The sequence below is a fragment of the Arthrobacter monumenti genome (assembly GCF_054511255.1).
In genome coordinates, this window is the sequence record NZ_JBTNCY010000006.1 from 92854 (window position 1) to 107235 (window position 14382).

The following is a 14382-nucleotide window of genomic DNA, read 5'->3' on the forward strand; positions in this document are numbered from 1 at the left end:
GAGCCTAGTCCTTAGTCCGCGACTTCCTCACCTCGTGGGCGGTATTATCTTCGCTGCGAGCGGTGTCGCCTTCCTCATCGGTCCGCTCTCCACGGTCCCATTCGGCGTCCTTCTTCAGCTCTTCCGCTGCCTTAATCTCCCGCGCCTTGGGGCTTAAGAGGCTGGCAACTGTAGCGATGACGATGGTGGCCACGATGACACCCAGCGAGACGAAGGTGCCGATTTCCGGCACCCAGGTGATGTGGTTACCGTTATTGATGAACGGCAACTCGTTGACATGCATGGCATGGAAGACCAGCTTCACGCCAATAAATGCGAGGATAATGGACAAGGCGTGTTTGAGGTAGATCAGCCTCGTCATCAATCCGCCCAGCAGGAAGTACAGCTGGCGCAGGCCCATCAGCGCGAAAATATTTGCGGTGAAGACGATGAAGGCACTTTGGGTCAGACCGAAGATGGCCGGGATCGAGTCCACTGCGAACAGCAGGTCCGTCATACCGATCGTCACGAAAACGATGATCATCGGTGTAAAGACCTTCTTGCCGTCGACCACGGTACGGATCTTGCCGCCGTCGTACTCCTCCGAAAGCGGCAGAACCTTGCGCAACTTCCGGATCAAGGCGTTGTCGCTGCTTTCCTCTTCATCCTCTCCGGAATCAGTGGCCTGCTTGTAGGCCGTGTACAGCAGGAACGCTCCGAAGATGTAGAACACCCAGCTGAAGTTTTCAATAACCGCGGCACCGACCAGGATGAAAATACCGCGCAGAATCAAGGCAATAATGATGCCCACCATCAGCACTTCCTGCTGGTACTTTCGAGGCACCGAGAAGCGCGCCATGATGATGATGAAGACGAAGAGGTTATCGATGCTGAGGCTGTACTCAGTAATCCAGCCGGCTACGAACTGGCCGCCGAACTCGGGGCCGGTAAAGATGAACATCAGGGCCGCGAAGATAAGCGCAAGGGCAACGTAGAAACCGACCCACAGACCGGCTTCCTTCATCGACGGCTCGTGTGGCCTGCGGGCGACCAGAACCAGGTCAAGGATCAGAATCGAAATCAGGACAACGAACGTTCCTATTTCGAAGGCGACGGGTAATTCGGGCATCAAAAACCTTTCAGGGATGACGAGAACCGTAAGTCTCTCCGCTGTCCCGCCCTCAGATGCCGGCAGCCGCTACGCCCGGCGAGGCTTCAGTGCCTTGCGTGTTGACGTCCGTAGCGCTTGGGATACTCCCCTACGACCTTAGAGTCTACCGAACGACGGGCCGGTCGGAAACCTGCCGTGCTGGCAAACAGGATCAGGCATGTCCAGCCGCCTGCATTTGGCGAAGTTCCTTCTTAAAGTCTCCGATTTCGTCGCGCAGCCGGGCGGCGAGTTCGAACTGCAGTTCGGCGGCCGCCGAATGCATTTGATCCGTCATCTGGGCGATCAGGTCCGCCAGGTCCTCGGCCGGCGCGGACGCCAGTCCATCCTTGCCGGACCGCGGCTTGTCCCGGCCCTTTTTGGAACTCTTCGCCGCCGAAGCAGCCTCCAGCAGTGCCTGCGTATCCGCATCTTCGCGTGCAAGAGAATCGGTGATATCGGCAATCTTCTTGCGCAGCGGCTGGGGATCAATCCCGTTTTCTTTGTTGAACTCGACCTGGATGGCACGTCGCCGGTTGGTTTCATCAATGGCGTGTTCCATTGAGTCGGTGATCTTGTCCGCATACATATGTACCTGGCCGGAGACGTTACGGGCGGCACGTCCAATGGTCTGGATCAGCGACGTCGACGAGCGGAGGAAGCCTTCCTTGTCGGCGTCGAGGATGCTGACAAGCGACACTTCCGGCAAATCCAGGCCCTCACGCAGAAGGTTGATCCCGACCAGCACGTCGAAGGTCCCGAGCCGGAGTTCGCGGAGCAGCTCAACGCGGCGCAGCGTGTCCACATCCGAGTGCAGATATTCCACCTTTACGCCGTGCTCCATCAGGTAACTGGTGAGATCCTCCGCCATGCGCTTTGTGAGCGTGGTGACCAGCACCCGCTCATTGCTGTCCACGCGAATCTGGATTTCGCCCAGCAGGTCATCGATTTGGCCCTTGGTGGGTTTCACGATCACCTCCGGATCCACCAGACCCGTCGGGCGGATAATCTGCTGCACGTATCCGTCGGCCTTGCCGAGTTCATACTTGCCGGGGGTCGCGGACAAGTACACCGTTTGCCCGATCCGTTCCTGGAACTCGTTCCATTTCAGCGGCCTGTTGTCCATCGCTGAGGGGAGCCGGAAACCGTAGTCCACGAGATTCCTCTTACGCGACATATCGCCTTCATACATGGCGCCAATTTGCGGAACGGTCACGTGCGACTCATCAATGACCAGCAGGAAGTCGTCCGGAAAGTAGTCCAGCAGGCAATGTGGGGCGGAACCGGCGGACCGGCCGTCGATATGGCGGGAGTAATTCTCGATACCGTTGCAGAAGCCCATCTGCAGCATCATCTCGAGGTCATAGGTCGTCCGCATCCGGAGCCGCTGAGCTTCGACGAGCTTATTTTGACCTTCCAGTTCCTCAAGACGGTGACGAAGTTCGTCCTCGATCGACGCGATGGCCCGGTTCAGCCGCTCCGGGCCCGCCACGTAATGCGACGCCGGAAATACATACATCTCCTCTTCCTCACGGACGATGTCGCCGGTGAGCGGATGCAGTGTGTAGATATTTTCGATCTCGTCCCCGAAGAATTCGATCCTCAGCGCGAGCTCCTCATACATCGGGATAATTTCCACCGTGTCTCCGCGGACGCGGAAGGTGCCGCGGTGGAAGTCCATGTCGTTGCGGGAGTACTGCATGCTGACGAACTTCCGCAGCAGATCATCCCGGTTCATCTCCTGACCTTTGCGCAAGGTCACCATGCCCTCTACATACTCTTCCGGCGTGCCAAGTCCGTAGATGCAGGAGACGGTTGCGACGACGATGACGTCCCGGCGGGTCAGCAGCGCATTGGTGGCTGAGTGGCGCAGGCGCTCCACTTCCTCATTGACGGACGAATCCTTCTCGATAAAGGTGTCCGTCTGCGCCACATAGGCTTCCGGCTGGTAATAGTCGTAGTAGGAAACGAAATACTCTACGGCGTTGTTGGGCAGCAACTCCCGGAATTCATTGGCCAGCTGGGCTGCGAGGGTTTTGTTTTGGACCATCACCAGCGTTGGACGCTGGATCTGCTCGACCAACCATGCCGTCGTCGCTGATTTTCCTGTACCGGTGGCGCCCAGCAGCACCGTGTCCTTTTCGCCGGCCTGGATACGTTCGGTCAGTTCGGCGATGGCCGCCGGCTGGTCACCGGCCGGTTTGAACTCACTGATCACTTCAAAGGGGGCAACGACCCGCTTGATGTCCTGCGCAAGACTCATGGGTTAACGCTACCGCTTATTGGGGACAGGCGGCGTCCGCTTTGTTCAGGGCCGAAACCGGCTTCCCGGCTGCTGGAATCAGGCGTGATCGCCCTCGCAGATTCGGTCGGGGTTTTCCGCGGCCCACTTAACCAGCCGCGGATAGGCCTGCTCGGTGAACCATTCTTCCTTGGCTTCGGCATAGTCTCCGGTCGATGCATCCGTAGCATGCGCCGATGCCAGCCCGTGCTTTTCCGCCGCGTAATCTTCGGCCGCGCCGGCATCTTCGCGCAGCCAGTTGCGGAATGCGAGGGCAAAGAGGCGGCCTGGCGACCCCTCCGACCGGACATGGATATTCACCGGTCGTCCGGGATCGCTGTTCCGATGGAAGCGCTTGCGCCAGTGCTCAGGATCCGGATCGCACGGTTTCGGGTTGTCCACCCATTCTCCCCCGGCGGCCGGAAAACCGGCGTCGGCGAACGCGTCGGCGAAGCTGTCGGCATCGGCGAGGTCCGCGACCGTCACCTGCAAGTCAAGGACGTCTTTGGCCGGCATTGCGGCGATAGCGGTGGAACCGATGTGCTCTACGGAGAGCACTGCCTCTCCCCCGGCCCGGCGCAAGCGTGCGCCGATCCTCCGGGCGGCGTCGGGCCAGGAAGGATCGTATTCGGACAGTACAGCGGGCCCTCTTCGCGCTGATGGACTCCTGCTCCTGAGATTCGCCTCGAAGGGAACCAGCCGCTGCTGCCACACCTCATCGACGGTTGCGAGGGAATTTGTAAGGTCGCCGGAATTATCTATGACGACGTCGGCCGCCTCCCGCCGCTGTTGGTCCGTGGCCTGCGCCCGGATCCTTGACCTGGCCTGGGATTCGGTCATATTCCGGTCCGAAACCATGCGTTTCACCCGGATAGATTCGGAAGCCTCGACCACAATCACCAGGTGAAAGTGGGACTGTTGAGCCGTTTCCACGAGCAACGGAATGTCCTGGACAATTATGGCGTCCGCTGCTGCCGCGGCAACACGACGGGAGGCTGCGGATCTGACCTGTGGATGAATAATGGCATTCAGCTTTTCCAGAGCGGCCTTGTCATCGAAGACGATCCCTCCAAGGGCGGCCCGGTCGAGAGCGCCCTTACCGTCCAAGACCTCACGGCCAAAAGCCTCCACCACCTGTTCAAGCCCGGAGGCGCCCGGTTCAACCACTTCCCTTGCAAGAACATCGGCATCGATCAAGACGGCACCCAGTTCAGCAAGTCTCCTGGCGATGGCGGATTTACCCGAAGCGATCCCGCCGGTGAGGCCGATTGAGAGCATGCTGCCATCATAGACAGCCGGGATCGATAGGGTGGAATGGTGAATTCCGACGGGCAAGGCAGCGGGTCTAGCATGTACAGCACCTTATCCGTCGAGCATCGGAACGAACTGGAGGTCAAGAGGTCCCGCTTCATTACGGTGTTGCGCAGGGTGGAAACGGAAGATGACGTCCGGAGTCTGCTGGCGGGTCTGCGTAGGGAGTTCCATGATGCCCGCCACCACTGCAGTGCCTTCGTCCTTGGGGCGGATCGCACAGTTCAGCGCTCAAATGACGACGGCGAACCATCCGGAACTGCCGGGGCCCCCATGCTGGACGCATTGGTGCGGCGCGAAACTGCCGATGGAGTCGCTGATCTGAGCGATATTTGTGCTGTCGTCGTGCGCTACTTTGGGGGAATCCTTCTCGGGGCGGGAGGACTCGTCAGAGCCTACTCGGATTCCGTTTCCTCAGCACTGGAGGCCGCCCCGCTTGTGCAGCGACGGCTCATGCAACTGTTCACCATTGAACTTGCCCATGGCCAAGCGGGGCGGTTGGAGAACGATCTGCGGGCCGACGGCGTCCAGATAGTGTCCACTGACTACTCGGCCAACGGGGTGGAATTGACGGTAGCTCTGCCTGCAGGGGAACCGGCAACCGGGTTCCCGCACCGGCTGGCGTCGTTGACCGGCGGCCGGTCCCGGCCGGAAGCCAGCAGTAGCCGCTGGACTGACCTCAGCTGACTGCCGCTGCAGGTGGCTCCTGAACGGCTGGCTACTGCGGCGCGAGTGTCGATCCGCGGCGTACATTCTCCTCGGCGTGGCGGAGCGCAACCGCCGATGCCTTGATGTTCGCATCGGAGTCCTGGCACATCCGGTGCAGCCGGACGGCAGCCGCGAAACACGAAGCCGCGGTGCTGTAATCCTTCTCCGCGAGGAGTACTTTTCCCAGATTGTGCTGTAACTCAGCTTCGCGTTTACTGCCCGAAGCTTCATCGAGCAGGTGCCGGTACATAGCCTTGGCCTGCGGGTAGTCTCCCCTTTCGGCCTGGATGTCCGCCGCAAGAGCGCGTAAACGGAAGTCTCCCGGACCGGGGCCCTTCTTCACGGCCTTATCCAGCGCCCTTTCGGCCTTATCCAACGCTCCAAGGACGAGGTGATAGACAACAGCATCCACCGGATCCTCGGAACTGCCGATGGTGGCCTCGAACTTATCCCGGTCGTGGACAAGCGGCAACAGGGTCGAGGTACTGACTCCGGTCCCCTGACCTGTGTCGATGAACTGTTCCTTCATGGATCCTCCCGGGAAAATGCAAAGGACCCCCACCTGATGGTGGAGGTCCTTTGCTCAATCAGCTACTGCTGGAATCGATTAGCTCGACCACCGCAGATTTAGTTGCCCGTAAGTTTCTCGCGCAGTGCGGCGAGAGCCTCATCCGATGCAAGCGTGCCGGAATCCTCGGCAGGCGCCTCGGAGGAGTAGCTGGAGGCGTTGCTCTCGGGTGCTTCGGAAGTTTCCTCCACATCCTCGGCAGACTGCTCGGCAACCTGCTTCTTGTGAGCTTCCCAGCGTGATTGGGCGTCAGCATACTGCTGCTCCCAAACCCCACGCTGCTCCTCGTAGCCTTCGAGCCATTCGTTGGTCTCCGGATCGAAGCCCTCGGGGTACTTGTAGTTGCCGGCCTCGTCGTACTCGGCGGCCATTCCGTACAGCGCAGGATCGAACTCGGTGGAATCCGGGTCGACGCCTTCGTTGGCCTGCTTGAGGGACAGCGAGATGCGGCGGCGTTCCAGATCTATGTCGATGACCTTGACAAACAGCTCGTCACCGACGGAGACAACCTGTTCGGCCAGTTCCACGTGGCGCACGGCCAGCTCGGAAATGTGGACCAGACCCTCGATGCCGTCTTCGACGCGCACAAATGCACCGAACGGAACCAGCTTGGTGACCTTACCCGGCACGACCTGACCCAGAGCGTGAGTGCGGGCGAAGGTCTGCCAAGGATCTTCCTGGGTGGCCTTCAGCGACAGGGAGACGCGTTCGCGGTCCAGGTCGACCTCGAGCACCTCAACGGTGACTTCCTGGCCAACCTCGACAACCTCGGACGGGTGGTCGATGTGCTTCCAGGACAGCTCGGAAACGTGGACCAGACCATCGACGCCACCCAGGTCCACGAAGGCACCAAAGTTGACGATGGAGGAGACAACACCGGGGCGCACCTGGCCCTTTTCCAGCTTGTTGAGGAACGTGGAACGAACCTCGGACTGGGTCTGCTCCAACCATGCACGGCGGGAAAGCACAACGTTGTTGCGGTTCTTGTCCAGCTCGATGATCTTGGCTTCGATCTGCTGGCCAATGTACGGAGCCAGATCGCGGACACGGCGCATTTCCACCAGGGAAGCCGGCAGGAAGCCGCGCAGGCCGATGTCGAGGATGAGGCCGCCCTTGACAACCTCGATGACGGTTCCGGTAACGACCCCGTCTTCTTCCTTGACCTTCTCGATATCGCCCCAGGCACGCTCGTACTGAGCACGCTTCTTGGACAGGATCAGGCGGCCTTCTTTGTCTTCCTTGGTCAGGACCAGGGCCTCGACCTCGTCACCGACGGAGACAACGTCTCCGGGGTCGACATCGTGCTTGATGGAAAGCTCGCGGGAAGGGATAACACCCTCGGTCTTGTAGCCGATGTCGAGCAGAACTTCATCGCGATCGACCTTGACGACGGTGCCTTCGACCAAGTCTCCGTCGTTGAAGTACTTGATGGTTTCGTCGATGGCGGCGAGGAAGTCCTCAGCGGTACCAATGTCGTTCACAGCGACCTGTGGGGTACCTGGCTTCTCGGTGGTGGTGATGGTCATGTAGTAGGGGCTCCGTTGTGGATTGATGATCGGATCAGGCACACCGTCGATGCGGAACAAGGACGGCGGTACTGAATGCTTATAGTTGTATCCAGCCGACGTGCTGACTGCTGGAGGGCGCGCGTGAGTCGCACTTTGCAAGTCTAGTCGCATTTGACAACAAGGGTCAAAGCGCTTTAAAAGTGCGTGATGCAGTACGGAGTCTCCGGCCCCGCGAACATGTCACCCAGCATCTGCAAACTCTCCCCGCCCCTGGATTGGATCTCTCCGGCGGCGGCGAGCGTCCGGGCACTGACTCCGCCCAGATACAAGGATCCCAGAGCATTCACGGTGAGTTCGACGTCGGCAGTTTCCTGATTGCCTGTTCTCTCCACCGTGGCTTCACCATCCCTGACCCGGATCCGGTAAGTACCGTCCACCCAACCCAGCGGATCCGTGAGCTTCATAGTGAGGCTGCCGTCCGTCTTGTAACTCCGCGCCTCCAAGGCTTTCACCGGGTCGAGCACCCGCAACCACAGGACGTCTTCGTCACCGGTAACCGTGTAACCGCGGCGGTCGGACATCGCCCACGGCAGCGGGTCCTCCATGGCGGCGAGCGGGAAATTGATCCGTTCAACCAGGTCGATGGAGCCAAGATACTGCCACAGCGCCAGGTAGGCATCATCGGTCCCCGCCACGAGATCGATAACCTTCATAGTGAATGGCTTGGTGTCCCAGCCGGCGAACTTATAGGAGACATAGCCGTCCACCTCGCCGCTGTCGTCGTAATGCAGCGCCGTACGCACCGACTTGTCCGGCTCCGGCTTCTGCTCACTCCATTGTCCCGAGATGCGGTGCCGGTACGCGTCCTGCCGTCCCATGGAACCGGTGGTCCGCCGGTGGAACCGGTCGAACACCTGAGGTGCAATGTTGAGCAGCACCTCTGGATCGGCCACCTCGACCATTCCGCTGACCGGTGCAGCAATGCCAAACCTCTCCCGGGTGTCGATCTCGACGCTGCGGGTGAAAGTGGCGGCACCGAATCCGAACCGGCCATAGATCGTCGCTTCGGACGCGGTCAGCGCCGCCATTGCCAGTCCCGCGGACTTCGCTGCCGACAGATCCTCTGTGATCATCCGGCGCAGCAGGCCACGACGGCGGTGGGTGGGCCGCACTGTGACCGCCGTGACGAGATGGGTTGGCAATAGCCTTCCGGCGCCAACGTTCATCGTGTTGACCATGGTGGCGTACGTTGCCACCGGCATGTCTGCATCCCAGGCAGTGCCCGGCGGGTTCGACACGTACGCCCCGGTCAAGACCCTGTCATCAGCGCGGTAGGACTCAACGATTTTCGCCAGGGATTCATTATCCGGCGTACCGTCGTGGAAACCGAAGGACACGGCTTGGAACCACTTTGCCGTCCTCGTATCCGGAACATCGCCGTCCAGTGCCGGCGCAAAGGGCTCGGTGTTGTAATTGCTGTGGCTGTTCTCCTGGAACATCATCAGTGGCCTGCCTCATGCCAGGAGGTACCGGCTCCAACCTGCACATCCAAGGGCACCGACAGCGTCGCCGCCGCCGCCATTTCCTCAATGACAAGCTGTTCCACAACTTTCCTTTCACCGGGTGCCACTTCGAGCAGGAGTTCGTCATGGACCTGCAGCAACATCCGCGAACGCAGTCCTCCGGAGGCCAAGGCACGGTCGACGCCGAGCATTGCTTTCTTGATGATGTCCGCTGCCGAGCCTTGGATCGGGGCGTTCAGTGCCGCCCGTTCGGCCATTTCCCGCAGCTGCCGGTTGTCGCTGGAAAGATCCGGAAGATAGCGGCGGCGTCCCTCGATGGTGCAGGTATAACCGTCCACCCTTGCCTGGTCAACCACACCGCGCAGGTAGTCCCGCACGGCCCCGAACCGTTCAAAGTAGTCGTTCATCAGCGTCCGCGCCTCATCCACCGGCACGCCGAGCTGCTTGGAAAGGCCGAAGGAGCTCAACCCGTACACCAGTCCGTAGGACATGGCCTTGACCTTTGAACGCATTTCCGAAGTGACGTCAGCCGGGTCGACATTGAAAATCCGCGCACCAACGAAACGGTGCAGATCCTCGCCTGCTTTGAAGGCCTGGATGAGCGCCTCATCACCGGAAAGGTGCGCCATAATCCGCATCTCAATCTGTGAATAATCTGCGGTCAATATGGTCTCGTATGGAGTTCCGGCAGATGTTCCCACCATGAACACTTCGCGGATCCGCCGGCCGGCTTCACTGCGGATCGGAATGTTTTGCAGATTCGGGTTAGTGGAAGAAAGCCTCCCGGTGGCTGCGACAGTCTGCAGGTAGGTTGTGTGTACCCGCCCGTCGTGGTCGACGGCCTTTTTGAGGCCCTCAACGGTCTGGCGCAGCTTCGTCGCATCCCGGTAAGCCAGCAGTTCGTGCAGGAACGGGTGTCCGCTCTTGATGATGAGATCGTTCAGAGCATCCGCGTCCGTGGAGTAGCCGGTCTTGATTTTCTTCGTCTTGGGCAATCCGAGCTCGTCGAACAGCACCGTCTGCAGCTGCTTCGGGGATCCCAGATTAATCTCCTTGCCGATGATCTCGAATGCAGCTGACTGCGCTGCATCGATCGTCGCCGTGAAGTCGCTGAGGAGGGTATCGAGACGCTCTACCGATACGGCGATTCCCGTCAGTTCCATGTCCGCCAATACCCGGGCCAGCGGCAGCTCCAGACCGGACAACAGTTCGCCACCGCCGCGGGCGACGAGCTGCGCACTGAGGTACTCGCTCAGACGGTGGATAACCGCAGCCTTCAGAACAGCATCCCTGGACGTCGAATCCCCATTGTCCAGGTCCAGCTGAAGCTGGGCATCGGTGCCCGCCGCCGGACCACTCAGCGAAACCCGTAGATGATACTGGCTCAGGTCCGCCAGCTCATAGTTTCGCCGGTCGGGCTGGACCAGATAGCCGGAGAGCACCGTATCGTCGACGATTCCCGCCAGTCTGAGTCCGCGCTGGGCCAGAGCTTTATAGAGAACCTTGAAGTCGTGGACGATCTTAGGTGCGTCCAAGTCGGCAAGCCACTGGGCCAGCTCCTGCTCGGCAGCCGCGTCGAGCCCTTCAAGGGCGATATAAGCGGCTGTTTCAGACGAAACAAGACCCAGCCCGACGACGTCGTTCCCGCCGTTTGCGATGGTTTGGAGCACCGGAGAGATCGCCGTGTTGTGCAGTTTCGTCGAGTCGAACCATTCGTTGAGCTGCCCGGCGCTGCTCAGCACGGTAAATTCCGGCGCCAGCTGCTCTTCTTCGTTTGCGGCTGCTTCTTCCTCCCCATACAAGTCGAACAACCGCTTGCGCAGGACGTCGAACTGCAACGCATCGAACAGGTCCTCCACCGCTTCGCGGTCAGGGTGCGACGCCGTCAATTTCTCCAGCGCGACCGGCAGTTCCAGATCTCCCAGCAACCGGTTCAGGCGCCTGTTCCGTTTCACCTCATCGACATGCTCACGGAGTGCTTCTCCGACCTTGCCTTTGATGGAGTCGAGGTTTTCCCAGATACCGTCCAGACCGCCGTAGAGCTTGATCCATTTGGCAGCCGTCTTCGGTCCCACTCCCGGAACGCCGGGAAGGTTGTCGGCTGTCTCCCCCACCAGCGCGGCAAGATCTGAATAGAGCGCCGGGGGAACCAAATATTTCTCTTCAATTGCCGCAGCGTCCATCCGGGGCAGGTCGGTGACGCCCTTGCGGGGGTAGAGGACGGTGACGTTGTCATTGACCAGTTGGAATGCGTCCCGGTCTCCGGTAACGACCATAACGTCGTAATCCGCAGCCGTGCCCTGTTCGGCCAGTGTGGCGATGATGTCATCCGCTTCGTAGCCGTCCAGCGAGATCGTTGGAATCCGCAGCGCTTCCATCACCTTGATGATCAGGTCGATCTGGCCAAAAAACTCCTGCGGCGTCTTGTTCCGGCCGGCCTTGTACTCCGTATACTCCACCGTCCGGAATGTCGGTGTATCGAGGTCGAACGCAACAGCAAGATGGGTCGGCCTCTCGTCCCTGATGAGGTTGATCAGCATCGAGGTAAAGCCGAACACTGCATTGGTGTGCTGGCCGGTCGAAGTGGAAAAGTTTTCCGCCGGGAGGGCATAAAACGCCCGGAACGCCATGGAATGGCCGTCGATAACGATTAGTCGGTTGCGTTCCGCGGTTGCCGTGCCGGTGCCGGAAGAGGATGAGCCGGTCTTTTGGGCCGGAGGCCCGGCGGGTTTGGTAGTTTCAGTCACAGGTGCCAGCCTAGTTCTCATGACCGACAATTTCACCCGGCACCAGGCTGCTCCGGCCGTCACCAACAGCTTCGAGCAGGAACTGATCGACGCCGGTGTGCCGGAAGACATGCACGAGTGGCTCAGCCCACACGGAGTCGGCGCCCTCGTGGTCAGGATGGGCATCAAGTTTGTGGAAATTTCCGCCGGGCGGACTGTCGGAACCATGCCCGTCGAAGGCAACACACAGGTAGCAGGAATCCTGCACGGCGGCGCTCATATGGTTCTCGCCGAGACCCTGGGATCCTTCGCGGCGGGAGTTCACGCCGGACGGGATAGGCAGGCGCTGGGGATCGAGATCGGTGCCACCCATCACCGCGCAGTTTCCTCCGGCACTGTTACCGGCACGGCGACGGCCATTCATCTGGGCCGGATACTGACCACGCATGAAATTGTGATGACCGACGACGACGGACGCCGCCTCTCGACTGCCAGGATCACCAACCTTCTCCGGGACAAGCGGTAAGGGATCCGACCGATGCTGACCGCGGAGCGCATCCTCATCTACGGCGTCACAGGTTCGGGCAAATCAACCTTGTGCCGGGACCTGGGCGAGAGGACCGGCTTGCCCTGGCACTGGGTGGACAATCTGACTTGGGAACCCGGATGGGTGCAGGTACCGCTGGAGATCCAGCGCAGTCGTATCGTCAGTATCTGTGCCGGCAGGCGCTGGATTCTCGATTCTGCGTACTCCAGCTGGGTGGATATTCCGTTGGAGTCGGTCCAGCTGATCATTTGCCTCGATTATCCCCGCTGGCTCTCGTTTGGACGCCTGCTGGTCCGGACATTTGTGCGCAACCGGGATAAGAAAGAAATCTGCAATGGCAACGTCGAATCGTTCCGCAATACGTTCTCGCGCGATTCGATACTGCTCTGGCACTTCAAATCCTTCGGCCGTAAACGCGCCCGCATGCGTGCAATGGCAGCTGACGCAGCTTTGCCAAATGCCGGACTTCCGGCAGTACTGCTCTTTAAATCACCGCGCGAAACGGCCACCTGGTTGAAATCCTTTCCCGACAGTGATGAAAGCTGAATCGTTAGAATATTTTCGATTCCGCTACTGGTGCTTACCCCTCCGGCATGGTCCAATTACTTCAGCCGAGAAGCAGCCGCGTCGCGATGTGCTCCGGCGGACGCCGCTCAAGGGGGACTTGAGGGCATTCTCAGGGAAAGACACCCGTCTCATGACAACTCGTAATCCCTCGACGGCATCGCCGGCGACCAGTCCATAAGACTTTCAGTACCGGCGGCGCGTGATCAGGACATCCACCCTGGTCTGCAGCTCCCGTGGGCTGAACGGTTTCACCACGTAGTCGTCGGCACCGGCAGCGAAGCCAGCCTCAATGTCACGCTCCTGGTTCTTGGCCGTCAGCAACAGGACAGGGGTACGGATGGCGGGTTCCGAACCGCGCAACGACCTCACGACGTCGATACCGGACATCCCGGGCATCATCACATCCAACACGATGGCGTCGAAATGCTGTCCGGCGGCGAGCTCCAAGGCTTCAGCACCGTCGTCGGCCGTCAGAATCTCATGTCCGGCACTGGAAAGTTTCAGCGCGACGAGATCCCGGATGTCGGAATCATCATCGACCACAAGAATTTTCGCATTGCTCACAGACGATCATCCGCGTCCGGATCGCGGGAAATGAGACCAATCATACTTTGATGGTATCGAATCTGGTTCCCATCCAGTTTGGTGCCCGAAGTGGGACTTGAACCCACACACCTTTCGGTACTGCATTTTGAGTGCAGCGCGTCTGCCAATTCCGCCATTCGGGCCGGCCCGGATCCTTCAGCGTCAGTTCGCTGCGTCACCGAGTGCGCGAAACTACTGTACATGCCGATAGGCTGTTTCTGTGAACCGGAGACCATACCGGGTTCACAAATCCAAATATTTTCCGCATCCGAGGAGCCCCTAGTGTCTGAGCAATCCGAGTCCACCCCCGCACGACGAGTGATTGTGGCTGAGGACGAGACTTTGATCCGTCTGGACATTGTCGAGATCCTCCGCGGCGAGGGCTATGACGTCGTTGCCGAAGCAGACAATGGTGAACGGGCCGTGGAGTTGGCCAAAGAGCACCGCCCGGATCTGGTCCTGATGGATGTGAAGATGCCGGTGATGGACGGCATTACCGCCGCAGAGCAGATCGTTAAGGCAAGGATCGCCCCGGTCGTGCTGCTCACCGCTTTCAGCCAGAAGGAACTGGTCGAGCGTGCCCGCGACGCCGGAGCCATGGCGTACGTCGTTAAACCGTTTACGCCGTCGGACCTCGTCCCGGCGATCGAAATCGCGCTGTCACGCCATGAGGAGATCAAGGCGCTCGAGTCCGAGGTGTCGGACCTTCAGGAGCAGTTTGCCACCCGCAAGCTCGTTGAACGGGCCAAGAGCCTGCTGACCACAAAAATGGGCCTGACGGAACCGGAGGCGTTCCGCTGGATCCAGAAGACCTCGATGGACCGCCGGCTCAGCATGCGTGAGGTCGCCGAAACAATCATCAACCAGGTGAATTAACCGCAAAGGTGGCCTGCGGAACTGTCCGCAGGCCACCTTTGCAGGAATTCGTTGAA

General features: G+C 60.0%; 12 protein-coding genes and 1 tRNA gene. 4 read left to right on the forward strand and 9 right to left on the reverse strand.

Features of this window, described 5'->3' with window-relative positions; translation table 11 throughout:
* Positions 1 to 4: 4 nt before the first annotated feature.
* From ACX80B_RS10340 to coaE, 3 genes are all read right to left on the reverse strand, one after another.
* Positions 5 to 1108, reverse strand: coding sequence for a TerC family protein (locus ACX80B_RS10340; RefSeq protein ID WP_459295761.1), 1104 nt, complete (start codon positions 1106 to 1108; stop codon positions 5 to 7).
* A 193-nt stretch (positions 1109 to 1301) separates the two neighbouring features.
* Positions 1302 to 3389 carry an excinuclease ABC subunit UvrB gene (gene uvrB / locus ACX80B_RS10345; RefSeq protein WP_459295762.1) on the reverse strand — a complete coding sequence of 696 codons (2088 nt, stop codon included), beginning with the start codon at positions 3387 to 3389 and terminating at the stop codon, positions 1302 to 1304.
* A 78-nt stretch (positions 3390 to 3467) separates the two neighbouring features.
* Positions 3468 to 4685, reverse strand: a complete 1218-nt coding sequence (gene coaE / locus ACX80B_RS10350; protein WP_459295764.1) for a dephospho-CoA kinase — start codon at positions 4683 to 4685, stop codon at positions 3468 to 3470.
* A gap of 72 nt (positions 4686 to 4757) precedes the next feature.
* Here coaE and ACX80B_RS10355 point away from each other — a divergent pair, with 72 nt between their 5' ends.
* Complete coding sequence (locus ACX80B_RS10355) at positions 4758 to 5405, forward strand: YigZ family protein (RefSeq protein ID WP_459295766.1); 648 nt, start codon at positions 4758 to 4760, stop codon at positions 5403 to 5405.
* Positions 5406 to 5436: 31 nt separating this feature from the next.
* Here the strand turns inward: ACX80B_RS10355 and ACX80B_RS10360 are convergent, their stop codons facing one another.
* The 4 genes from ACX80B_RS10360 to polA form a co-directional block, all read right to left on the reverse strand.
* A complete protein-coding gene (locus ACX80B_RS10360) occupies positions 5437 to 5955 on the reverse strand; it encodes a tetratricopeptide repeat protein (RefSeq protein ID WP_459295768.1) in 519 nt (172 codons plus the stop codon).
* Positions 5956 to 6053: 98 nt separating this feature from the next.
* The gene (gene rpsA, locus ACX80B_RS10365; protein WP_459296116.1) at positions 6054 to 7520 is read right to left on the reverse strand and encodes a 30S ribosomal protein S1; all 1467 of its coding nucleotides are present in this window, start codon (positions 7518 to 7520) and stop codon (positions 6054 to 6056) included.
* Positions 7521 to 7696: 176 nt separating this feature from the next.
* Positions 7697 to 9004 carry a GNAT family N-acetyltransferase gene (locus ACX80B_RS10370; RefSeq protein ID WP_459295770.1) on the reverse strand — a complete coding sequence of 436 codons (1308 nt, stop codon included), beginning with the start codon at positions 9002 to 9004 and terminating at the stop codon, positions 7697 to 7699.
* A complete protein-coding gene (gene polA / locus ACX80B_RS10375; protein ID WP_459296118.1) occupies positions 9004 to 11655 on the reverse strand; it encodes a DNA polymerase I in 2652 nt (883 codons plus the stop codon). Before polA ends, ACX80B_RS10370 begins: the two co-directional genes overlap by 1 nt.
* 136 nt (positions 11656 to 11791) lie before the next feature.
* Here polA and ACX80B_RS10380 point away from each other — a divergent pair, with 136 nt between their 5' ends.
* Complete coding sequence (locus ACX80B_RS10380; protein WP_459295772.1) at positions 11792 to 12277, forward strand: PaaI family thioesterase; 486 nt, start codon at positions 11792 to 11794, stop codon at positions 12275 to 12277.
* Positions 12278 to 12289: 12 nt separating this feature from the next.
* Positions 12290 to 12844 (forward strand): P-loop NTPase family protein, encoded by a 555-nt coding sequence (locus tag ACX80B_RS10385; protein ID WP_459295774.1) that lies wholly within the window; start codon positions 12290 to 12292, stop codon positions 12842 to 12844.
* 204 nt (positions 12845 to 13048) lie between these two features.
* Here the strand turns inward: ACX80B_RS10385 and ACX80B_RS10390 are convergent, their stop codons facing one another.
* On the reverse strand, positions 13049 to 13429 hold the full coding sequence (locus ACX80B_RS10390) for a response regulator transcription factor (RefSeq protein ID WP_459295776.1): 381 nt from the start codon (positions 13427 to 13429) through the stop codon (positions 13049 to 13051).
* A 79-nt stretch (positions 13430 to 13508) separates the two neighbouring features.
* Positions 13509 to 13593, reverse strand: a tRNA-Leu gene (locus ACX80B_RS10395).
* 139 nt (positions 13594 to 13732) lie between these two features.
* Here ACX80B_RS10395 and ACX80B_RS10400 point away from each other — a divergent pair.
* Positions 13733 to 14326 carry an ANTAR domain-containing response regulator gene (locus tag ACX80B_RS10400; RefSeq protein ID WP_459295778.1) on the forward strand — a complete coding sequence of 198 codons (594 nt, stop codon included), beginning with the start codon at positions 13733 to 13735 and terminating at the stop codon, positions 14324 to 14326.
* Positions 14327 to 14382: the final 56 nt, after the last annotated feature.